Annotated in this window: 23 protein-coding genes; 8 read left to right on the forward strand and 15 right to left on the reverse strand. The window is 37.7% G+C overall.

All coding sequences use genetic code 11. The annotated features are described in order from the left end of the window. Positions 1 to 118: 118 nt before the first annotated feature. From QRN68_RS22020 to QRN68_RS22050, 7 genes are all read right to left on the reverse strand, one after another. A complete protein-coding gene (locus tag QRN68_RS22020) occupies positions 119 to 1270 on the reverse strand; it encodes a glycerate kinase (RefSeq protein ID WP_285399217.1) in 1152 nt (383 codons plus the stop codon). 185 nt (positions 1271 to 1455) lie between these two features. Beyond that, complete coding sequence (locus QRN68_RS22025; RefSeq protein ID WP_285399218.1) at positions 1456 to 2961, reverse strand: coproporphyrinogen III oxidase; 1506 nt, start codon at positions 2959 to 2961, stop codon at positions 1456 to 1458. 200 nt (positions 2962 to 3161) lie between these two features. Then, positions 3162 to 4082: a copper amine oxidase N-terminal domain-containing protein gene (locus QRN68_RS22030; RefSeq protein ID WP_285399219.1), complete on the reverse strand. Its 921-nt coding sequence runs from the start codon at positions 4080 to 4082 to the stop codon at positions 3162 to 3164. Positions 4083 to 4263: 181 nt separating this feature from the next. Continuing rightward, the gene (locus QRN68_RS22035) at positions 4264 to 4926 is read right to left on the reverse strand and encodes a ribonuclease H family protein (RefSeq protein WP_285399220.1); all 663 of its coding nucleotides are present in this window, start codon (positions 4924 to 4926) and stop codon (positions 4264 to 4266) included. A 160-nt stretch (positions 4927 to 5086) separates the two neighbouring features. Continuing rightward, entirely contained in the window at positions 5087 to 5368 is a 282-nt protein-coding gene (locus QRN68_RS22040; RefSeq protein ID WP_285399221.1) for a hypothetical protein, read from the reverse strand. Between the two features lie 236 nt (positions 5369 to 5604). Continuing rightward, on the reverse strand, positions 5605 to 5949 hold the full coding sequence (locus tag QRN68_RS22045) for a YlbF family regulator (protein WP_285399223.1): 345 nt from the start codon (positions 5947 to 5949) through the stop codon (positions 5605 to 5607). Between the two features lie 17 nt (positions 5950 to 5966). Then, entirely contained in the window at positions 5967 to 7109 is a 1143-nt protein-coding gene (locus QRN68_RS22050; protein WP_285399225.1) for a DUF445 domain-containing protein, read from the reverse strand. Positions 7110 to 7329: 220 nt separating this feature from the next. Here QRN68_RS22050 and QRN68_RS22055 point away from each other — a divergent pair, with 220 nt between their 5' ends. The 4 genes from QRN68_RS22055 to QRN68_RS22070 all read left to right on the forward strand — a co-directional run bounded on the left by QRN68_RS22055 (position 7330) and on the right by QRN68_RS22070 (position 11180). Beyond that, a complete protein-coding gene (locus QRN68_RS22055; RefSeq protein ID WP_285399226.1) occupies positions 7330 to 7533 on the forward strand; it encodes a YheE family protein in 204 nt (67 codons plus the stop codon). 307 nt (positions 7534 to 7840) lie between these two features. Further along, a complete protein-coding gene (locus QRN68_RS22060; protein ID WP_285399227.1) occupies positions 7841 to 8257 on the forward strand; it encodes a hypothetical protein in 417 nt (138 codons plus the stop codon). Positions 8258 to 8679: 422 nt separating this feature from the next. Beyond that, positions 8680 to 9993 (forward strand): hemolysin family protein, encoded by a 1314-nt coding sequence (locus tag QRN68_RS22065; protein WP_285399247.1) that lies wholly within the window; start codon positions 8680 to 8682, stop codon positions 9991 to 9993. Between the two features lie 278 nt (positions 9994 to 10271). Beyond that, a complete protein-coding gene (locus QRN68_RS22070; RefSeq protein ID WP_285399229.1) occupies positions 10272 to 11180 on the forward strand; it encodes a cation diffusion facilitator family transporter in 909 nt (302 codons plus the stop codon). 20 nt (positions 11181 to 11200) lie between these two features. Here the strand turns inward: QRN68_RS22070 and QRN68_RS22075 are convergent, their stop codons facing one another. From QRN68_RS22075 to QRN68_RS22100, 6 genes are all read right to left on the reverse strand, one after another. Further along, on the reverse strand, positions 11201 to 11416 hold the full coding sequence (locus QRN68_RS22075; protein ID WP_285399231.1) for a GyrI-like domain-containing protein: 216 nt from the start codon (positions 11414 to 11416) through the stop codon (positions 11201 to 11203). A 16-nt stretch (positions 11417 to 11432) separates the two neighbouring features. Continuing rightward, complete coding sequence (locus QRN68_RS22080) at positions 11433 to 11942, reverse strand: zinc ribbon domain-containing protein (protein WP_285399233.1); 510 nt, start codon at positions 11940 to 11942, stop codon at positions 11433 to 11435. Between the two features lie 81 nt (positions 11943 to 12023). Then, positions 12024 to 12944 (reverse strand): helix-turn-helix transcriptional regulator, encoded by a 921-nt coding sequence (locus QRN68_RS22085; RefSeq protein WP_285399234.1) that lies wholly within the window; start codon positions 12942 to 12944, stop codon positions 12024 to 12026. A 30-nt stretch (positions 12945 to 12974) separates the two neighbouring features. Continuing rightward, positions 12975 to 13136, reverse strand: coding sequence for a hypothetical protein (locus QRN68_RS22090; RefSeq protein WP_285399235.1), 162 nt, complete (start codon positions 13134 to 13136; stop codon positions 12975 to 12977). Between the two features lie 556 nt (positions 13137 to 13692). Then, complete coding sequence (locus QRN68_RS22095; RefSeq protein ID WP_285399236.1) at positions 13693 to 14340, reverse strand: response regulator; 648 nt, start codon at positions 14338 to 14340, stop codon at positions 13693 to 13695. A gap of 12 nt (positions 14341 to 14352) precedes the next feature. Next, on the reverse strand, positions 14353 to 15468 hold the full coding sequence (locus QRN68_RS22100; RefSeq protein WP_285399237.1) for a GAF domain-containing sensor histidine kinase: 1116 nt from the start codon (positions 15466 to 15468) through the stop codon (positions 14353 to 14355). 195 nt (positions 15469 to 15663) lie between these two features. Here QRN68_RS22100 and QRN68_RS22105 point away from each other — a divergent pair, with 195 nt between their 5' ends. The 3 genes from QRN68_RS22105 to QRN68_RS22115 all read left to right on the forward strand — a co-directional run bounded on the left by QRN68_RS22105 (position 15664) and on the right by QRN68_RS22115 (position 19414). Then, complete coding sequence (locus QRN68_RS22105; RefSeq protein ID WP_285399238.1) at positions 15664 to 16089, forward strand: disulfide oxidoreductase; 426 nt, start codon at positions 15664 to 15666, stop codon at positions 16087 to 16089. 54 nt (positions 16090 to 16143) lie between these two features. After that, the gene (locus QRN68_RS22110; RefSeq protein ID WP_285399239.1) at positions 16144 to 16983 is read left to right on the forward strand and encodes an RluA family pseudouridine synthase; all 840 of its coding nucleotides are present in this window, start codon (positions 16144 to 16146) and stop codon (positions 16981 to 16983) included. 250 nt (positions 16984 to 17233) lie between these two features. Continuing rightward, a complete protein-coding gene (locus QRN68_RS22115; RefSeq protein WP_285399240.1) occupies positions 17234 to 19414 on the forward strand; it encodes a 5'-nucleotidase C-terminal domain-containing protein in 2181 nt (726 codons plus the stop codon). A gap of 44 nt (positions 19415 to 19458) precedes the next feature. Here QRN68_RS22115 and QRN68_RS22120 read toward each other — a convergent pair whose 3' ends face one another. Continuing rightward, positions 19459 to 20289: an aldo/keto reductase gene (locus tag QRN68_RS22120; protein ID WP_285399242.1), complete on the reverse strand. Its 831-nt coding sequence runs from the start codon at positions 20287 to 20289 to the stop codon at positions 19459 to 19461. 84 nt (positions 20290 to 20373) lie between these two features. Further along, positions 20374 to 20550, reverse strand: a complete 177-nt coding sequence (locus QRN68_RS22125) for a hypothetical protein (protein ID WP_285399244.1) — start codon at positions 20548 to 20550, stop codon at positions 20374 to 20376. Between the two features lie 508 nt (positions 20551 to 21058). Between QRN68_RS22125 and QRN68_RS22130 the strand changes: the two genes are divergently transcribed. Beyond that, on the forward strand, positions 21059 to 21904 hold the full coding sequence (locus QRN68_RS22130) for a VOC family protein (protein WP_285399246.1): 846 nt from the start codon (positions 21059 to 21061) through the stop codon (positions 21902 to 21904). Positions 21905 to 22088 lie beyond the last annotated feature (184 nt).

Here is a 22088-nt window from a genome sequence, read left to right on the forward strand (position 1 = left end):
TTGGTCACGAAGGCGTTATCACAGGATGTGATGCTTTTAGCCTTCGTTCCTCTATATCGGCTGATCCCCAAGGAGTCCCCCAGTCGGAACGAAGATCATCTTATATTAAGTAGCTACGTTAACAAATGTCATCCTTGGGCCCATTTTGTATATAATTCTCAAACATTTTCTTAGTTTTCATGCGAATAAAATAATAAGGTTCTTGCATTGCCTGCTGAACACTAATATTTTCATCTACTAATGATTCAACAACAGTAAAATACTTGAGTAATTCAGGTTTATCATTTTCATCTATAACCCCAGATAATAAGAAGGTGTGTACATTCGCTAATTTTGCCGCCTTCGCTATCCCTAATGGCGCCTTCCCGTGTAATGTTTGACGATCTGATTTGCCTTCACCTGTAATAATAAACCCGGCACCTTCTAAATGCCTTTTTAGCTGCACGGCTTCGATTACAATATCAATCCCTGCATGAAAACTGCCATTTAAAAAAGCTAGTAATGCAGCGCCCATTCCACCTGCAGCACCTGCCCCTTTGTAGTCGTGCAGTCGAATGTCAAATTGCTTTTCAACAATATCGGCAAATTGTTTTAAACAACTATCAAAATAAGCAATTTGATGCTCCTTCACACCTTTTTGAGGCCCGAAAATAGCTGTTGCCCCTTGCTCTCCAATTAATGGATTATCAACATCACAGGCAATAACAAATTGCGCTTCATTCAATCGAGCATCGAACTGACTAACATCAATTGCTGCTAAATCTAATAATGCCGATACGCTATCAGCAATTAATGTTCTGTCTTCTTTTTTCAATTGCAGTCCTAGTGCTTTTAACATGCCAATACCAGCATCATTTGTAGCACTACCACCAATTCCGATAATAAATTTTCTAAACCCTTTATCAAGAGCAGTCTTGATTAACTGACCAGTCCCATACGTTGATGCCAGCTCAGGATTTTTTTCACTGTCCTGTAATAGCATAATACCGGATGCCTGAGCCATTTCTATAACACATGTTTCATTATCGCCAAGCACACCATACCTCGCTTTAATCTCTCTTCCTAATGGATCAAGCACATATTCAGATATAAATTGACCATCTGTTGAGGCAACAAGTGATTCGAGTGTACCTTCTCCACCGTCTGCAACTGGTAGAATGACTGTTTCAACCGATTGATCAACATCCTTGATGCCCGCCCGCATTGCATTAGCCACCTCGATGGCCGACAAAGTTCCCTTATAGGAATCTGGACTAATAATGACTTTCATTTTATACCTCCACTCATCTATAATTCAGACTATTAACATCCCTGAGGTTTTATCGGAATGTTTTTTTATTTTATCGGAACATTGTGTAGATTTATCGGAATGTTTTCCAATTTTATCGGAACATTATCCTGATTTATCGGAATAAAAGAAGGCAATCTGAACACCACCTCAGATTGCCATCACTTTTATGCCTTATATAATTCATCTAAAAACTCGAGTTTTTTTCCGATTGCCTCTTCAAACGTCATGATGTAGGCAGCAGGGTCCTTTGGATTATGGAACTGCGTAATTTTCCCTGTTTCGGGATGAACAAATTTAGAGGAGGCTCCACAGCCAATCCCTAAAATTGTCTGCACTTCTTCCATTATGACAATATTATAGATGCTTTCTTCGCCAGCTTTACTGTAGCCGACGTTTTCTAAATTACCTAAAATATTTTTTTGACGATATAAATAGTACGGTACATAATCATTTTCCTTCGTCCATACTTGTGCCATATGCATCATTTGAGCAACAGTATCGCGGTCGGCTACCTTGTATTTATCCTTGTTACGTGTCATTTCTGATGCACGCTTAAATGACAATGTGTGTACCGTTAGCGATTCTGGCTGCATTTTTGCAGATTCCTCTAAAGAATGCTGGAACTCCTCAATCCCTTCATTCGGTAAGCCAATAATTAAATCCATATTTATATTATTCATACCAGATTCACGTGCTAGCCAAAACTTATCAATCGTTTCCTGTACCGTATGATGACGACCAATTGCTTTAAGCGTTTCATCAGTATAAGATTGCGGATTAACACTTATTCGGTCAATGCCCCATTTTTTTAATACTTCCAGTTTTTCAGGCGTAATCGTATCAGGTCTGCCCGCTTCAACTGTCACTTCACGAATTGTTTCAGGATGAGGGAACGACTCATACATCGTTTGATACAACGCATCCATTTCATCAGCTTCTATAGATGTCGGCGTACCACCACCCCAATAAATGGATGTGATTTTCATGTCATTATCCTTCAGCCATTTTCCCATTTCTCGTAATTCAATATGCAGCCCATCTAAAAATGTAGCGACACGCCCTTGCTTTCGGTTGCTACCAATCGCATAGGCTGGAAAAGTGCAATAAGCACATTTAGTCGGGCAGAAAGGAATACCGATATAGATACTTATTTCTTTTCCGATTTCATCAATATCAGGAATCGTCACTAACTGACGATCAACTATTTCTTTTAGTAGCGCCACTTTTTCCTCTGACAGACGGAAATCACGAATAAGGATTTCAGCAATTTCTTCTTCACTCTTCCCGGCCTTTCGGAATTTATGGTAAAGCTTAGTTGGACGCACACCCGTTAAAATTCCCCATTGCTGATGCATTCCCGTATGTTGCTCGAGCACATCTAAAAATACGTGTGACAAAGCACGCTTCATACGAATATTTAGCTCACGACCTTCAGCCTCAGTATCGTATTGAATACGGTAATCATTCGTATAACGTTTACCGTCTACCTCAAGCACAGCTTTTGTAGAAATTGAAGAATCATCCCCAACGTTATATTCAAATGACACTGCCATATCTGTTCCTTCAGACTCTACTTTTAGTTTGGAATCCTCAAAAAATAAATTCGCTATATGATTTAATACGCGAATCCAATCCTCAGGATATTTTTGATCTATGTGAATAATTTTCATTTTCTTCGCTCTCTTCTCTCAAAATTACAGTATCAATAGTTTAACAAATTTTTATAACTTTAAGCAAAGCTACAAGTGTAAGTTTTAAATGACAGAAAATTCAGTTTTATATTAGATTTTATTCATCTTACATAAAGAAAAAATAGTATGCCAGAAATAATCTTCTAGCATACTATTTTAAGTTGAGACAAGTTCAAAAATTATTTTAAATATTCCTCTACAAATTCAACTGGTACGTATGTTTTATTCGCTTCTAACAAAGCGGGTGCCGCATTAAGTGGGCGTAATGCTTTGTTAAAACCAAACGTTTTCTCTCCACGAGTAAGTGTGTAAGATACATTACCTTTTGATACTATTGCACCTTTTCCCGTTGACTCTACTGTATAGCCGAGTTTTTCCGCAATCAAACGCAACGGAACCATCTTTGTTCCATCTACCTCATAAGAATCCTTTGCGATTATGGCTGCTATTTCCTCTTCAACAGTATTTTCTGATGAATTTTCAGACTCGTTATCGAGAACAATTACTTTTGAAGGTGTTGTTTGAGCTGGGATACTTCTTGTTGAAACTGTATAGAAAACAACTAAGTGTTTCTCCACTAAATCTTTAGCTTCAACTTTCTCCCCCTTCTCATTTAAAAGCTCAGTATTTTCACCAATATTTAATTTTAAAACATCATAAGTGTTTGTTAAGTTTTCAAAGAAGTAATCAACTTCAACAAAGCCAGCTGCCTCCGTTTCAACAATGACAACATCAGGGTCGAATTGTGGTGGATAAATTAATTTTTGTGGCTTGTTTGCAAATGTATAAGCTACGACTTTATCGCCCTTTTTAAGTTCGACTTTTTTACCTGTGTTATCGAAAACAAGTGTATCTTTTGTTATCTCTAAAATATTTGTTTGATCGCCATCTTTTACTGTGAAATATGTAATGTTTTCACCTGCATCGACTTTCTCAACTGTTCCACGTGTATTGTTGAAAATGTGAACAGGATCAATTTGAATTTGTGGACTTTGTTGCTCCGCCTCTGTAGATTTTTCATTTGCAGATGCGACTGGTACTACTACACTTCCAAATAATAACGCTGTCATGGCTGCAGGTGCGAATTTTTTCATGTTCATATTATCTCTCCTTATTATTGGGTTCAAAGTAGTAGTAGTTTTAGGATGGAAAAAGTTTCATTGGAATAGGTAAATTTATGATGGTGTTTATTTACATATCAAAGGAATTCATAATAATAAGTTAAAACCACCAGGACAAGTGTGAACTGGTGGTTTCATTTTGATTGTCTGTCGCCCATGCTTACTCCTTTACAATTTCCTTTAATCCTGTGATATCTATCCCGTTTAAGGCTTGAGTTGCCAGGCGATCTGCTTCAGAATTTTCTTTACGTGATATGAGCATGTACTCCGGTTGAATATTAAGTTCCTCTAGCTTTGCATCAATTTTATCTGCCCAGCTAGATAAATCCTTTTCAAGTGCTGGCCATTCCCCACTCAATTGATTGATAACTACTTGGGAATCACCAGTGAAACAAACAGGCAAATGATGAACGTTCAATAGTTCAAGCTCCACTAATCCTAAATAAAGCGCAGCATATTCTGCCTCATTATTCGATTTAAGCACTGACGAAAAGGAATTTTGTCTTAATCGATATGGCTTGCCATTTTGCTCATAATAAATAGCAACGCCTAACCCCGATTGTTTTGTTGCAAGATCAAAACCGCCATCAAAATAGACTGTAATATTGTGTGGCTCCGTGTCAATTTCTTTTAAATATGCCTTTAATTCCTTTAGGGACCAACTTGTATCCTGTCGATCAATACACTGTAGTGACTTTACTCTCCCTGTTCGCTCCATGTCCTCTGCTAGTAGTAATGCTTTAGCTGCTGGCATTTCTTCTGAACGTAATACTGTTTCTGCACCTTTTGGCGTTTTATAAATCCATTCAATGATTACATGCATAGTATAACCTCCAATAATATTGAGCGCATAAAGTGAAAACGTGCTCCGGCTTGCGGAAACACGTTTTTCTTCTTACTTGTTATATGTGCAACTATTAGTATATTTATTCCTAAGAGAACTATTTGCTCAGAATCGCTCGCTGATAAAGTATTCACTTGCGCTATTTCGCAGGGGGAATTTGGTTTTTCGCCGCTTGGGTGTTCGGTTCCGCCGCTAAAATCTGGGTTTCCACCGCTTGGGCGTTCGGTTCCGCCGCTAAAACCTGGGTTTCCGCCGCTTGGATGCTCGGTTCCGCCGCTAAAATCTGGGTTTCCGCCGCTTGGGCGTTCGGTTCCGCCGCTAAAACCTGGGTTTCCGCCGCTTGGGCGTTCGGTTCCGCCGCTAAAACCTGGGTTTCCGCCGCTTGAGAGCTCGATTGCGCCGCTAAAACCTGGACTTCCACCGCTTGGATGCTCGGTTCCGCCGCTAAAACCTGGACTTCCGCCGCTTGGGCGTTCGGTCCCGCCGCTTAACCTGGACTTCCGCCGCTTGGACGCTCAATTCCGCCGCTAAAACCTGGGTTTGCGCCGCTAAAACCTGGGTTTGCGCCGCTAAAACCTGGGTTTGCGCCGCTAAAATCGGGGGTTCCGCCGCTTGGATGCTCGGTTCCGCCGCTAAAATTTTATTATAAAAACGCTGTTAAAATTCTTCATACAATGCTTGTATAGGTTTTACTAAAATGCGGTTTACCTCTTCAATTAGCTTACTTAACTGCATTTCTGATTCAATCATTTTAGTAATTTTTTCATTTTGTTGAGCTAGCTGTGCTGTTTTTTGCGCATAGATTAGCTCATCTTCCAGTAAATCCTCGCCAGCTAATTGCTTTTGTTGTAAATCCATTTGAATCTTACGGAAATTTTTGAATAGATTCAATGCCGCTTCATCTTCCTTAACAACTGCCACCGCTTCTTTCAAAGCTTGAAATTCAGGTGTTTTACGGAAAGTAGCCTCTAACGTATTAATGTCATTGTAAATATTAATCATAAACATATTTCTCCTTTTTAAATAAAGTAAACAATTAACCCTTGCACAATCCCAATCAATCCACCAAGAACTGCACCAAGTACTGTAATCATTTTAAACTCACGTTTTGAAATACCTAATACAAGCTCTTCTAATTTCGATACTGGGAAAGAATCAACCTGCTCACGTACTACTTCTTGTAGATTTAAGCGTTTCAAAACATCTTCTAGTTTTTCTTCAGCTTTTACAAAAGCTTTTTCGATAACTTGTGGAATTATTGTTTCCTTCATCCATGAATTTCCTTCTGGCCAGTAATGTGAAATTGGATGATTCAAACGCTCTTCAACTGCTAATTGTTCTTTTACATAAGTTTGCAATTTCGATAATATCGGTTCAAAGTGAACATCCTGTAAGAAATCCATCGCTGGGCGCTCTTTTAATTTCTCCCATTCCTGTGTAAAAATTTTCGTTAATAAAGCTGAAGTTCCTGGTCCTTGCAAAAATTTCACAAGCTCACGCTGAACCTTTGCCACGAGCGAAGAAGAATCACCTAAAAACATATTAATCATTCCGCCAAGCGATCCTTTTGACGATAAAAAGTCATCAATCATCGCCTTAATCGTCATTTCGCCTTCAGGTGATAAAAAATAATCCTCACCCTTTTCTAAAATATGACCAACCGCTACTGGAATCTTTGCATCAATTGCATTTTGAATATCTGCTGATAGTAGTGTACGAATTGATTTCGTTGATAGTGTATTCTTAACTGATTCAAATTGTCCCTCCACAATTGCTTCAACCTTTTGTTCAATTGTTGCTGACATATTGGAAAATCCAGCTAATGTTAGCCAATCCTGAATCGTTTTATCATTTGTAAAGATCGTTTCTTCGACCTTTGTCTGTACAAACTGTTCAACCTTTTCCTGAATATCCTTTGAGAAAAATTTCTTTCTAAAGGTTTCAGGTGTTAATAAATAATTTACAACCGTAAGTCCAAGTTGCTTCGCTAATTCGTCACGTCGCTTTGGAATAAGACCTGGTGTAAAAGGGACTCGCCAATTTTTAATATATATAGCTTCATGTGGTCGGAAAAGCATTTTAATGGCTAGATGATTCGTTATACCACCGATTGCAGCTCCAATGACTGCCATAAATATTAATGTCACTAGAAAATTATCCATTAGTATCCTCTCATTTCAATTGTATTCACTTTTGGCGTATTTTGTCGCCTAATGCACTCATTATAGCAGAGCAATGATTTTCGACGAAAGAAATATCTCTACTTAATTATGTCTAAACATATACATCTCTACTCATGCCGTGTTCTCTAAAGTGATTAGTTGCAAAATTCCTACTATACTTGAATAATAAAACTACACATATAAGAAAAGGGGTTTGGTTATGATTCAGCATTTCAGCTTTAAGCCTTTATTTGAAAATTCTCAGCTCCCAGGTTGGTCTATTTCATTCTTTTATCAACGAGAACGTTATACAGCAGAATACTTAAAAGATGGCGTTATACAATGGAATGGAGCTATCCCTCCAAACGAAGAGGATGTAAAAAAAATGATTCATGAGCTAATGTTGTACCATGTTTACGAATGATCATTTCACCTTGGCGTAATTGTAGCTGTCGCTTCGCTTTAGCATAGATAATAAATGCGTCTGGAGGATATATTTTCATTCAGTAGGTGTTTAGACTTCTCACAATCTTCAATTGTAGAGTCTTCTGCCGAATGAATATAAAAGTAATATTTTCCTGCACTCTCACTGTATAAATACACCTATTTTATACTATTTTCTGCATTGCTATTATCTTAAAATTGTTTAAGTATATTGAAATTCCCTTATTATTCTTATACCATTTATGTTATTAAGTATTAAATGTTTTTTTATGCAGGGGGCAATTTCAATGAGTAAAGTCACTCTTTCGGATGACTTAAACAGTTATAATTCAAAAGCATTAATTCGTGCAAAAGTAAAAGAAGTTTTTTCCGAATTTTCGGCTAAAATTTTCGAGTTAGCAAATGAAGCTGACACTATTGATAGTAAAAAATTTGAAGTTCTTTCTGGCTTTAAAAGTGATTTTTACAATGAATACTGTAGTCAGTTAAAAGCCTTTTTCAATTCATCAGCAAGTACTCTAGGTAAAAGACCTGTTAAGAATATGTATTTAACGTATAGCGGCAAAAATTATATTTTTACACAGCAAGGTATAACAGAAAAAGCACCTGTTACAATTTCACTTTACTCAGGTGAAATACCGTTAAAAGAAACGCTATACGATGTGGAAAAAGCGTGCTTGAAATTACGTTTTCAACAAAATTAATAATTTAAACAGAAGGAGCCACCTCATACGAAATGAGATGGCTCCTTGTTGCTATTAAAATAATTCATTTAAAAAAATCTGCAAGTAAAGCTCTCTTGAGATTTTTGACGTGTCGTTTTATATGAGATGCAAATGCTTCCTTCTCTAAACAAACTATCTTCTTTGCTCCATTAAAGTTAGCATAACGGATTTTTATTTTCAATCATTTGGTGTTTGAAAATATTATTTTTTTCCCTATTTACGGATTGAAAATCAAGCGAAAAAATTGTTGTCAATATTTGTGTTTTCCTTTTAAATATTTTATGATTGATTCATCCAACAATTTTTTAAATCATAGGAGGTGTACACTTTGTTTACTTCCCTCATTCGGGCGGGAACAAAGGAATTATTTGGACGGAGACATATTGGAAATAACCATAAGGTTGGCGGCATTCGCCCTACTAATAATAATGACAGGATTTTTCGTTGCAACTGAATTTGCAATCGTTAAAGTAAGGACTACACGCATTGACCAATTACTTGCTGAAGGAAATAAAAAAGCAAAAAATGCAAAACGTGTTGTTTCAGATTTAGATGAATACTTATCTGCATGTCAGTTAGGTATTACTATCACTGCTTTATTTCTAGGTTGGCTTGGTGAGCCTACATTTAAGATTATTTTGAATCCAGTGTTTGAATTTCTAAATTTGAGTGATAGCTTTACATCTGTCCTTTCATTTATTCTTGCATTCTCAATTGTAACGTTTATGCATGTTGTTATGGGGGAATTGGCGCCAAAAACATTAGCCATCCAAAAAGCAGAATTTGTCACATTAAATCTTTCTGGCCCATTAATTTTATTCCACAACATTACTTATCCAATCATTAAGCTTTTGAACGGATCTGCACGTGCTTTAACTGGTCTTTTCGGCTTAAAAATGATGTCAGAATCAGAAGTAGCGCACACTGAAGAAGAGTTGCGTATGATTTTGTCGGATAGTTTAAAAGGTGGAGAAATTAATAATGCAGAATATGAATATGTTAACAGTATTTTTGAATTCTCTGATCGCCTTGCGAAAGAAATCATGGTCCCACGTACTGAAATCGTCGGAATTGAAAAAGAACTAACGATTAAAGAAGTTTTCGATCTAATGGGTGTTGAGCAATATACTCGTTACCCAATTATCGATGGTGACAAGGACCATATTATCGGCTTAGTCAATATGAAGCACTTATTAACTGCTTACATTAAAAACCCAGCAAATGGCGATAAACTAGTGATTGACTATATGCAGCCGATTATTCGCGTTATGGAAACGACACAAATTAATGATTTGCTACTAAAAATACAGCGTGAACGTATTCATATGGCCATTTTAATGGATGAATATGGCGGAACATCTGGTCTAGTTACGATTGAAGATATTATCGAGGAAATTGTCGGCGACATTCAAGATGAATTCGATGAAGATGAAATCCCAGAGGTTCAGGAAATTGCAGAAAATCATTTTATTTTAGATGCAAAGATGCTACTAGAAAATGTTAATGATATGCTAGGTACTGACATAGAAGATGATGATATTGATACAATTGGCGGTTGGTTCATGACAAAACGCTTTGATGCGGTCGAAGGAGACAGCATCGAAGAGCAAGGTTATAAATTTATCGCAAAAGAATTAGATGCCCACCACATTCTATACTTAGAAGTTCTGAAATCACCTGAACGTGATTTATCAAATGAAAACGATGAAGACTAAAAATCCGCCAGAGGACGTAACGTTCTTAGACTGAGTTCCTCTATTTCAGCGGATGTTTGGACTCCTGATAAAATAAGTGAATTTGCCTTGTCGTATTTGCCGTGTTACTATTAAATCATGCTTATATGATACAGGCTATAAAAATGGTGTTTAGCTCACAACCTATAATGGTGGGAGCTTCTATTGAAATAAAGTTAATAATACGCGAAAAACGACTCCCTTACACTGAGAAGGGAGTCGTTTTATAATGCCCGAAAGTTTTGCAAGGAGGAAACAAATTGGAGCTCTATACAAACTTACGTCAAGGGGAAAAAGGTGCTTGGTTATCAATCGGTACATATTTAATATTGAGTTCAGTAAAGCTAACGATTGGCTATATTGGGACATCGGAAGCACTAAAAGCAGATGGATTGAATAATACCACTGATATTATCGCCTCCATTGCTGTACTCGTCGGATTGCGAATTGCCCAAATACCACCTGACTCTAATCATCAATACGGTCATTTGCGTGCAGAAACCGTTGCGTCACTTGTTGCATCGTTTATTATGCTAGTCGTTGGCTTACAGGTACTTTTTAATTCGATAAAAAGCCTCTGGGAGCCAACTGGCACAGAACCATCACTCTTAACAGCCTATGTGGCAATCGGTAGTGCAGTAGTGATGTATATTGTCTATCGCTATAATTTGGCATTATCCAAAAAAATAAAAAGCGCTGCTGTTAAAGCGGCCGCCTATGATAATCGTTCGGATGCCCTTGTAAGTATAGGTACAGCAATCGGGATTTTTGGAGCAATTTTCGGTTTTCCTATTATCGATACATTAACAGCACTGCTCGTTGCACTTATTATTATTAAAACAGCTGTAGAGATTTTTTGGGAAGCTGTTCAAAGTCTTACAGATGCCTTTGATATTGACGAAGTCGAAACATTATCTGTATTAATCCGTAATGTTGACGATGTTATCGAGCTTTTGGATTTCAAAGGCCGCTCACATGGCAATATGTACTTTATAGACGTAACTGTTACAGTTGACCCTTACTTAAATGTTTTTGAAAGCCACCGTATCACTGAAGAAATTGAAAAAACTGTAATGAGAGAATGTCCATTTTGCCAGGTTCTTGTGCATATAGAACCACATATTGAAGTAATTCCTCCAGCAAATGACAACAAGTCTCCTACCAAATGATTGGTAAGAGACTTGTTTTATTATTTAATCGCAATATAGATATCGACCTGAGCTTCTTGTGGGTTGGAGCATCGTTCATCGTACAGTTCGAAGTCACCAGTGTATGTTCGTTCTACCTCTGAGTTTGCAAACCAAGCCCAGACATTCTGCCATGCTTTCACGACAACTTCTTCAAATGGACCTTTTTCAGAAGTAAATACTAAATATTTGGCAGCTGGCACTGTTTTTACGACCATACCCTCTGGAACTTCATCAGCAGGCTACTACTTCCATTCCAAGTGTAATTGAATACTCTCCATTAACATCCGTTTCATAGTCAGAATACAGACCGTAAGTTACTTGATTTACTGGATTAGGTATTTGTCCTACAACATTTTGCTGATAAAAATTCGTCCATAATTGTGGGATTTTTGCTTGAGAAGTTATTTCATTCGCATTACTTGTTCGCGCTGAGATTCCTATGATTTGAAATGATTCTTTATTCATGACAACTGGTTCTTTTATGTCATACTTTCTCCATCGCTTTAAGTTTGGTAAAAAAGAAGACAACATTTGACGTGCTTCTTCCTCTCCCATTCCATCTTCCTTTAAATGTGGTACACAAATTTCGATCATTTCTTCCACTGTCAGATTTGGCTGCTTGAACTCTCCTAATTCATAACAATATGTGCAATAATCCTGACTTTTGTGTCCTTCTTTTTCTGTACCAAGTAATGACTCATCCACTAATGGCATTCCACAGCTTTGACAATAACTTTGCATCATTAAATCCACCCTTCGTTCTATTTGTTTTGACTATAACAAAGGAAACCTGACATCTGTATGTCATCAATTGTATGGAAATTAATTTTTTTTATATAATTGCACAATTTCCTGTGCTCGTTTTTGCACAACCTCACTTATATGAGGTGGCTCTAATACTTTTACTCGGTGGCCAAAACTAAGAAGAAAGCCATATAGCCATTCATCCTCAGGCAATGAAATTTTTATAGTGGAACTCTCATGATCTACATGCTCAGCGCCAAATGATTCTTCTACTAATGTTGTTATTGCGGAATCAAAAGACAACGTAAGGTTTACTACATTTTGAGGGCGATGCCATTCTTTATCCCATGGGAGTTCGGACAAGTTAACTTCTTTACGCTGGAAGGTCGTCATCTCTTCTTTTAAATTCTTCATCCTCGAAATTTTAAATAAGCGAAAATCTTCTCTCCATGTGCAATAGCCGTAAACATACCAAACCTTCCCTTTTTGGACTAACGTGTGCGGCTCCAATAATCGATTTGTTATGTGACCATGTGTAGTGGAATAGGTGAAACTTACACAATGTGCCTGTTCAATTGCTTTTTTTAATAATGTAATCTGATCCTTAAAAATAACATTTGGTCCCCATGGGCTTAGGTCAATAAATAGTTGGTCAATCGATTGTTTTATTTTCTCATCAGCAACACTCGTTAATTTTTCAAGCACTGCTTCGGCATGTGAATCTTCATATGTTGTTAGTGCACTTTTGATAGCAATAGAAAGTGACGTAAGCTCATCCTTCGTCAACACCTGCTTATCGACACGATAGCCATCAATTAAACTAATCCCTCCATTAACACCCTGTTGACTAATGACAGGAACCCCAGCACAGCTCAGCGTTTCGATATCTCGGTAAATAGTACGGACTGACACATTAAATAAATCGGCTAGCTCCTGGGCCGTCACCTTTTTACGATTTATTAAAATCATCGTCATCGTTAAAAGACGCTCTAATTTCATTTTTGTACTCCTTCCTTTATTTTTCTATGTTTATGGCTCTTCACCAAAACGTGTGGTTGATTTCCGTTCCGACTGGGCGCTTTGTTGCTGACGCTTCGCTTTCGCACAGAGCAAAGCTTCCTGGGGGCGTCCGATGAGCCGCTTCACTCGCGTTGCTCGCTCCAGGGTCTCATCTGTGACGCTGATCCCCAAGGAGTCGCCCAGTCGGAACGAAGATCAACCTATATGGCATACGTTTTAAGAAATGTCATCCACAACTTTTGGTGATGAGCCATGTTTATTACTTTTTACAGATGTGGTGATTAACCATTTTTACACATACGAAGAGGCTGATTTCCCCTACTCGCTTTGTCGCTGCCGCTTCGCTTTCGCACAGATAAAACATTTGTCGCTGACGGTTCGCTTTCACGCAGAGCAAGGCTTCCTGCAGGCGTCGAGTAGCCCTACGCTCCAATTAGTTGAAATGGAAATATATTAGCAAAATAGTGGTAAAAAATCCTTTTATCGCTCAATAATAAACCTATTTTTTCCCTAATCAACATGCCTGTACTTTTTAATTACTAATTCTCTATCTATTTTAAGTACTTTTTGCGTTTTATGTAATAGTAAGGCTCAACACCGTGTAGTTGATTTCCACTCTGACTGGGCGCTTCGTTGCAGGGTCTCATGTCATCCACAAAAAACGACGGGCCGCTACACTTTGTAGGAACTCGCCGTTTACTTATTTTTTATATTTATTCATTAACTTTTATACACCACTGCCCTCTGTCAGCCCGTGCTTCACAGCATAAAGAGCCGCCTGAGTACGGTCCTGTACTTGTAGCTTCGTGAAAATATTAGAAATATGGGTTTTCACTGTTTTTTCTGTAACGAATAAAGAGGACGCAATTTCTCGATTACTTTTGCCTTTTGTGAGCTCTGCTAGCACATCTTGTTCACGAGGTGTTAGTGGGTTTAAAATATGAGGTGCATTTTTAGATTCTTGACGGTCCATTTCAAGAGTCGTTGTTGCTTCTGGATGTAATGTATTTTCGCCTCGCATAATACGACGAATAGACAATACCAATTCATCAGGCTCAATATCTTTCAACTGATAGCCTGCTGCTCCAGCCTCCATAGCTGGCACCACATGATCACGGTCTGAAAAGCTTGTAAGCATCAAAATTTCTATTTTCGGAAACTTAGCTTTAATACGCTTCGTTGCCTGAATACCGTCCATTTCAGGCATTACTAAGTCCATGAGTATAATATCTGGCTGTATACTTTCTGCTAAAGCCACTGCCTCCAGTCCGTTTTTCGCTTCTCCTACAACTTCAATATCTTTCTGTGTTTTTAAGAAAAATAATAATCCACGACGCACAACATGATGGTCGTCAGCGATTAATACACGTATCATTCTTTTTCCCCCTTAATATGGTAAGCGGATTAACAGCTCTGTTCCTCTTCCCAGTTCACTCACCCAGTCAGCTTTGCCACCAACTGATTTTGCACGATCCTTTATTGATTGCAAGCCCATTGAAAGTAGCTTATTGTTGTTATCGATGACGAAGCCTCGTCCCTCATCGCGAATAACGAGTAAAATATCTGTAGAAGTGACCGTAATATAAAGTGCCGCTTCCAGCACACCCGCATGACGACGAACATTATTAAGTGCTTCTTGAGCTACCCGAAATAATGTTTCTTCGATACGTGATGGGAATTGCAGTACACCTGAGACTGTTACATGAAGCTTCAAGCCAAGCATTTCAGCATACACTTTTATCGCTTCAAGCAAACCATTTTCTAACCCTTTTGGACGAAGTTGCCAAATAAGAGCGCGCATTTCTGTTAAAGCATCCTGTGTTAAATGCTGAATCTCTTTAAATGTTTCCTTAACATCACAATCATTCGACATTTCAATACCAGCTCTCGCAGTTAAAGTAACTGAGAACAATAACTGGTTTACAGAATCATGTAAATCTCTAGCTAGACGGTTACGCTCCTTTACAAGTGCCATTTCTTGCTCCTGCTTTGTCAGCACAATTCGCTTAATAGCTGACCCCATCTGAAATGCAACCGATTCAAGTAATGCTAGCTCCTCCTCTGAAAAACGAACGGTATCCTTTGATGCAACATTTAAGACCCCAAAACGCTCTTGTCCCGATTGAAGTGGCACTGTTGCATGGTGTGTAATGCCTGCATGATCGCCAACATTTGCTGCAATTGCACTTTCAATTCGTTGACATTCAATAATATTAGAAGCTTTTTTTAATTCCTCATTACGATAGCGGGAAACACACCAACAGCCTCCCTTTTTTAAATAATGGCAATTATTAAACTCCAATGCCTCTGGTAAATTTTCATGAACAACGAGCTCTGACCGCCCTTTTTCATCAATAAAAAAAATCCAGCCTGTTTCAAAATTTGTGCCATTTAAAAATTTCACAAGTGCTCCCTTTAACATCGTTACTATTTCAGTTTCTTCATTTAATAACTCGGCAATCTCTTTTAAGATACTAATATTCGAATGCTCATTTTCCCTCACAAAAACACCTCATCTTTGGCATTACTAATTTTAATGATAACATTTCAAAGTCTGGAACGTCTGCCTTAGCCATTCATACTTTAGACTGAAATTCATTTGAAAAGTATTTGGTTTATCTTGTTAAGATAATTTACTTCTAAAACTAGAACAACTATAATCGAACAAGTACATGGTTATAATAAGGGGAGAATTTATATGTCTAAAAAAGAGGAAAATGGCTTACTATTTATTTGGATTGTCTCTGTCGTTGCAACACTAGGCTCCTTATACTTTTCTGAAATTCGTCATTATGAGCCTTGTAAAATGTGTTGGGTCCAACGAGTTTTCATGTATCCAATCGTCATTATGACAACTATTGCCTTTATTCAAAAAAATGCACGTATTGCTGTAACAACTGCTGTTTTTGCTATTATGGGTGGCAGTGTATCACTATACCATTATGGAATACAAAAGCTTAGTTTTTTAGCTGAAACTGCCCCTGCTTGTGGTGCTGTTTCATGTACAGGACAATATATTAACTGGTTAGGCTTTATTACAATCCCATTTTTAGCGCTAACTGCATTTATTTTAATTGCAGGGACAAGCTTCTATTTAATGAAGGCTGCTAAAACAGCAAATTAATTAAGAGACCGTGTTCTACACTAGGAATACGGTCTTTTCTACGGAGGAAGATATATGTTTCATTATGAAATAAACACTAATAATTTGACAGTCGAGGAGCTATTACGCAATCATTGGCGACTCGGTAAAAAGCTAGTTCATGAATTGCGAATGGCGAAGGCTATCACAACAGTTGACGGAGAGCCTATTCAATGGAAAGACCCATTACAGGCAGGAACTATTATAAAATTTACATTTCCGATTCCGCCATCTAATTATCAACCGACTCCGGTTTGTGCTATAGATGTCGTCTATGAGGATGATCATTGCTTGATCGTTTCTAAACCAAAAGGTATGTCAACTCATCCAAATGATGCACGTGATACCCATACTTGTATGAATCATGTTATGGCACATATTAAAGAGCAGGGTGGCACTTATGCAGAGCATGTCCATCGATTAGATAGAGGGACACAAGGGTTGTTACTTGTAGCAAAGCATCCACTGGCTAAGTCAATTTTTGATCGCATGATTGAGGAAAAATCCATCATTCGAACTTACGCAGCAGAAGTACAAGGAAATATCCGTTCTTCATCAGGCACAATCGCCGAATCTATCGGAAAAGACCGACACCACGCAACAAGACGTGTTGTTTCAAAAACTGGACAGCATGCAGTAACACACTATGAGGTTGTAGCTCGCTATAAAAATTCTTGTGTTGTTCACCTAATTCTAGAAACGGGTAGAACACATCAAATTCGTGTACATTTAGCACATATCGGTCATCCGATTATCGGTGATACAATGTACGGAGCACGAGAAACAGCAAGTGGTGACTATGAGCTCCATGCTATTCAATTGGAATTCGAGCATCCATTTTTAAATAAACAAATCGTTGTAAAGGATCAACAGTAATTATCGCACTGCACTTCCCATTGTTGGACATTAGCTAACAATTGGGGGTGCAGTTTTTTTATGACTTTAGTTTAAGTATATTTACTTAAAATTCTAAAAAAGTATAAATATATTATTCGGCATTTTTTTCATCTGTTTTTTACAGTAATTTTAATATACATTTCCATTATTGGTAATGACGGCGAATTTCTTTCATGATAGAATTAAACTAAATTGTCAGTCATCTGACTATATGAGGAGGAATTCATTAATGAAATGGGTTAAAAGTATTGCAGCAACAACTCTAGCTGCGAGTTTACTAGCTACACCCGGTTTTGCCGCATATGCAGCGGAGACAGCACCAAAACCAACAACTACGAAAGACGATTTCAAATTAACAGTTCTACACTCAAATGACACGCATGCACACGTTGAAGCTGCTCCACAGCGTGCTACAAAAGTAAAAGAACTTCGTGCTGCAAATCCAAACTCACTTCTTTTGGATGCTGGTGATGTTTTCTCTGGTACTTTATACTTCAATGAGTTTACTGGAGAAACTGATATGAAGTTAATGAACTTAATGGGTTACGATGCAATGACTTTCGGTAACCATGAGTTCGATTTAGGATCAAGCCCAGAAGGACATGCTGCACTTGCGAAATTCGTTAAAGGAGCAGAATTCCCACTAGTAGGTGCAAACTTAGATTTTTCAAAGGATCCTTTATTTGATGGCTTACAATTCAAAACAGTCACTAAAGACTTCCAAAAAGGTAAAATTTATAACGGTATTATTAAAGAAATTGATGGAGAAAAAGTAGGTATTTTCGGGCTTACAACAGAAGAAACACCTTCGATTTCAAGCGTTGCTAACGTTCAATTTGCAAACTATATCGATTCTGCGAAAAAAGCAGTAGCAGATTTTGAAAAACAAGGTGTTAATAAAATTATTGCACTAAATCATTTAGGCTTCGATGATTCAAAAGATTTCGATAACGATCAATTACTAGCTGCAGCTGTAGAAGGTATTGATGTTATCGTTGGTGGTCACACACATACAAAATTAGAAAAGCCTGTAAAAGCAGAAACGCCATTCAAGGATCCTACAATTATCGTTCAAACAGGTCAATATAGCGAGAATTTAGGTGAACTTGATTTAACTTTCAACGATAATGGTGCAGTTGTTGACTACATCGGTCAATTACATCCTTTAACTGATAAAGAAAAGCCTGTACAACCTGACGCTGAGGCTACAGCACTTTTAGCACCATATAAAGAACAAATTACAAAAATCTTAAATCAATCAACAGGCAATACAGCTGTTTCTAAACTAAATGGCGGTCGTAATCTTTGGGGCGTTCGCGCTGGTGAAACAAATCTTGGTAACTTAATTGCTGATGGTATGCTTGCTGGTGCAAAGAAAATTGATCCAGAAGTACAATTTGCATTCCAAAACGGTGGTGGTATCCGCTCAAGTATTGATGCAGGAGATATCACTGTTGGTGAAGTCATGACAGTAATGCCATTCGGTAATGCTCTTGCTATCGTAAAATTAACAGGTGCTGAAATCTACGAAATTGTAGAACATAGTGTGAAAGAATTCCCTAAAGAATCTGGTGGATTCCTACACTTCTCAGGTTTACAAGTAGAGTTTGATGGTAAAGCACCAGCTGGTAAACGTGTAAAATCTATTAAATTAAATGGTAAAGAGCTAGATAAAGCTGCATACTATAAAGCTGCAACAAATACATTCACTGCTAAAGGTGGAGACGGTTACGAAACACTGAAAAAAGCTTATGCTGACGGTCGTGTAAGTGAACCTGGTACGATTGACTTCGAAATGTTTATCCAACACTTAGATACACTGAAAAAAGTTGATCCAAAAGTAGAAGGACGTATTATTGCAACAATTCCATTTACAGATATTGCAAAAGGCTCAGAAACAGAAGGCTATGTTCGTGATCTTTATTACCGTGATTTAACAAAAGGTACTTCTGCAACAACATATTCACCAAACGCAAACTTAACTCGTGCTCAAGCAGCATCATTTATCTCACGTGCCTTACATCTTGAAGCTAAAGGTCAAGCAACATTCTCGGATATTGCTAACTTAAATCCTGCAACACAAAAAGAAATTACAGCACTTGCTGAAGCTGGAATTGTACAAGGTGTAAATGGTAAATTCAATCCGGATGCAAAAGTAACTCGTGCTCAGCTTTCATTAATGTTTGCTCGTGCATACGACCTACAGCATGATGCAAAAACTGGTTTAAAAGCTGATTTCAGTGATATTTCTAAATACGACGCTGAAACACAAAATGCTATCGCACTTATGAAAGACTTAAAGATTGTTAGCGGCGCAAACGGCAAATTTATGCCTGGTAACAACGCTACACGTGCACATATGGCAAAAATGCTTTCTAACTACATTCCTTATGTAAAAGAATCTAAATAATCACTTAAAAATCCCGCTTCTCTAGTTAGAGAGCGGGATTTCTATTAGAAATTAAATTTAAAATGATCTGGGTCCTGCCCAAATCGTTCATTACGATTTAATGTAGCTATTTTATCCATTTGAGCTAATGTTAATTCAAAATCGAAAATCTGTGCGTTTTCCTCAATACGACTAGGTGTAACAGATTTCGGAATAACAAGTGTATCATTTTGTAAATGCCAGCGAAGCACTACTTGTGCAGCTGTCTTCCCTATTTCGCGGCCAATTTCCATAATCGCTGGATTGTCGAGTACACCACCACGACCTAGTGGAGACCATGCAGTGACAGCAATTCCATGCTCACTACAAAATGCTCTTAATGAGTCTTGCTGTAAATATGGATGCACCTCTACTTGATTAACCATAGGCGCAATATTTGCTTTGGCTAATAACTTTTGCAAATGATGCTCATGGTGATTCGAAACACCTGTTGCACGAATTAATTTTTCATCATATAAACGCTCAATTGCTCTATACGTTTCTTCAAATGTTTCAGGTACTGCCCAATGGGTTAAATATAAATCTAAATAATCCATATTTAACTTTTTCAATGATACTTCAAAAGCACGTAATGTTTCATCATAGCCTTGGTCATTATTCCAAACCTTTGTCGTTACAAAAATATCTTCACGTTTAACGCCTGAATGACGAATAGCTTCGCCGACCTCAGTTTCATTACCATAAAGAGAAGCCGTATCTATAGCTCGGTAGCCATATTTAAGAGCTTTATCAATAGCCTGCAAAGTTTCATCACGCTCTGTCATTTTATAAACACCTAAGCCAAAGCGAGGCATTTCCACTCCATTTGCTAACGTTTTTGTTGATTGTAAATTCAAAACTAACAACCCCTTTCTTTTCCTAGTTCCATTATACAAAAAATTGGTTTTAAGAAATATAAGGAAAATTTCCAGGGCGATTTCTTATTGTTCTTCTGCTTTCTCTTCATAATCATCCACTTGAATAGGGTCTGGAATTCGATCGTCTTCTACAAGCTCTTGACCATCACGCAAATGCTCCATTTGTTTTCCTAAATCCTTTAAATCTTGAAAATTTCTAGCCATTGTACCATTTTCGATATTCGGGACCTTTTTTTCCATTATCATCACCTCTTTTATAGCTTTCCCGAAATAGTTATTTCCGAACCATTTCTGACATATTTTATTCCACTATGTCGTTTCATTTTTATAGTAGATAGGCTATACTAAAAAGAGGTTTCTTTATAAACATGAGGAGGGTTCTTCCATGAGTTTACTATTAATTATTGGTGTAACTGTTGCGTTCTTAACTGCTATTTTCACTGCTGGTTACGAAGGCGACTACAGATCAGAGAAATAATACCTCAAGAAAATCACTAAGCATACATAGATGCTTAGTGATTTTTTTGTTGTTGAAAGCAATTGTATCAATGAAGTCATATTATTGGCTCTTCGGCAAAACGAGGGGGGTGATTTCCATTCCGACTGGGCGCTTTCCTTTCCCCTTTTAATTTTCTTATTTTTTAGAAGAACCACGTCAATTACTTGACTTTCAGCACTTTATAAAATAAACTTACTTACATAAAGTAACTTAATAATTAAATACAACTTATATTTGGAGGTAATTTCTATGCATTTTCATGAAAAACCTAACACATATGTTACAAATGTTGAAATTAAAGTGAGTGATTTACAACGTTCATTAACCTATTATCAGGAGGTAATTGGCTTTAACGTTTTACATCAGGAATCTCATAAAGCAACTCTAACAGCTGATGGCAAAATGGCTTTACTGACAATCGTCCAACCCGAAACAGTAGAAGAAAAAACAAGCTTAACAACTGGACTTTATCATTTTGCAATTTTGTTGCCTACTCGTCAGGATTTAGCCAATATCATTACTCATTTCCATAATAATGGCGTATATTTCGGAGCATCTGACCATGATGTGAGTGAAGCACTATATTTAAGTGACCCTGATAAAAACGGCATCGAGGTTTATGCTGATCGCCCCGAAAGTGAATGGACATGGCAATTCGATCAAGTGCATATGGTTACTGAACCTCTTAAAATTCATTCTATATTAGAGGAAGGTGATGGTAGATGGAGTGGTCTACCTACTGATACGGTTATGGGGCATATTCATTTATCAGTTTCTAATTTAGCTGCCGCAGAGGAATTTTATACAAAGGGATTAGGATTTGAGATTGTCACTCGCTATGGAGCACAAGCTTTATTTATCTCAACTGGCCGCTATCACCATCATATCGGTTTAAACACTTGGTACTCTGAGAACGCACCAAAGCTTGGTGAAAATCAGGTCGGCTTAAAATCATTTTCACTCCGCCTAGACAATGAAGAGCAAGCAGCAACAATGAAAGAAAATCTCCGTGCAATCGGTGCACCGGTTACTACTATAGATGGAGGATTCCAAACAGAGGACCCTGCAGGTAATGTTGTTTTATTGAAATTTTAAAAGTGGTGCGGGGCTATCCGTCAGTTTGAGGGGGCTTTCCGTCGTTTGCGGGATTTTATCCGTCACTTGACGTGTTTTGTCCGTCGTTTGCGGGAGTCTTTCCGTCGATTGACGGGTTCTATCCGTCACTTGACGGGTTCTATCCGTCACTTGACGGGTTCTATCCGTCACTTGACGGGTTCTA

It is taken from the genome of Lysinibacillus sp. fls2-241-R2A-57 (assembly GCF_030209535.1).
GTDB lineage: Bacteria > Bacillota > Bacilli > Bacillales_A > Planococcaceae > Lysinibacillus.

Bases quoted from the DNA above. Each gene is read 5' to 3' on its own strand.
- QRN68_RS22105 (WP_285399238.1), top strand. From the start codon at position 15,664: ATGTCTAAAAAAGAGGAAAATGGCTTACTATTTATTTGGATTGTCTCT.
- QRN68_RS22095 (WP_285399236.1), bottom strand. From the start codon at position 14,340: ATGATACGTGTATTAATCGCTGACGACCATCATGTTGTGCGTCGTGGA.
- QRN68_RS22020 (WP_285399217.1), bottom strand. From the start codon at position 1,270: ATGAAAGTCATTATTAGTCCAGATTCCTATAAGGGAACTTTGTCGGCC.
- QRN68_RS22075 (WP_285399231.1), bottom strand. From the start codon at position 11,416: ATGGTCGTAAAAACAGTGCCAGCTGCCAAATATTTAGTATTTACTTCT.
- QRN68_RS22125 (WP_285399244.1), bottom strand. From the start codon at position 20,550: ATGGAAAAAAAGGTCCCGAATATCGAAAATGGTACAATGGCTAGAAAT.
- QRN68_RS22085 (WP_285399234.1), bottom strand. From the start codon at position 12,944: ATGAAATTAGAGCGTCTTTTAACGATGACGATGATTTTAATAAATCGT.
- QRN68_RS22050 (WP_285399225.1), bottom strand. From the start codon at position 7,109: ATGGATAATTTTCTAGTGACATTAATATTTATGGCAGTCATTGGAGCT.
- QRN68_RS22110 (WP_285399239.1), top strand. From the start codon at position 16,144: ATGTTTCATTATGAAATAAACACTAATAATTTGACAGTCGAGGAGCTA.
- QRN68_RS22080 (WP_285399233.1), bottom strand. From the start codon at position 11,942: ATGCAAAGTTATTGTCAAAGCTGTGGAATGCCATTAGTGGATGAGTCA.
- QRN68_RS22030 (WP_285399219.1), bottom strand. From the start codon at position 4,082: ATGAACATGAAAAAATTCGCACCTGCAGCCATGACAGCGTTATTATTT.
- QRN68_RS22035 (WP_285399220.1), bottom strand. From the start codon at position 4,926: ATGCATGTAATCATTGAATGGATTTATAAAACGCCAAAAGGTGCAGAA.
- QRN68_RS22025 (WP_285399218.1), bottom strand. From the start codon at position 2,961: ATGAAAATTATTCACATAGATCAAAAATATCCTGAGGATTGGATTCGC.
- QRN68_RS22060 (WP_285399227.1), top strand. From the start codon at position 7,841: ATGAGTAAAGTCACTCTTTCGGATGACTTAAACAGTTATAATTCAAAA.
- QRN68_RS22045 (WP_285399223.1), bottom strand. From the start codon at position 5,949: ATGATTAATATTTACAATGACATTAATACGTTAGAGGCTACTTTCCGT.
- QRN68_RS22055 (WP_285399226.1), top strand. From the start codon at position 7,330: ATGATTCAGCATTTCAGCTTTAAGCCTTTATTTGAAAATTCTCAGCTC.
- QRN68_RS22130 (WP_285399246.1), top strand. From the start codon at position 21,059: ATGCATTTTCATGAAAAACCTAACACATATGTTACAAATGTTGAAATT.
- QRN68_RS22115 (WP_285399240.1), top strand. From the start codon at position 17,234: ATGAAATGGGTTAAAAGTATTGCAGCAACAACTCTAGCTGCGAGTTTA.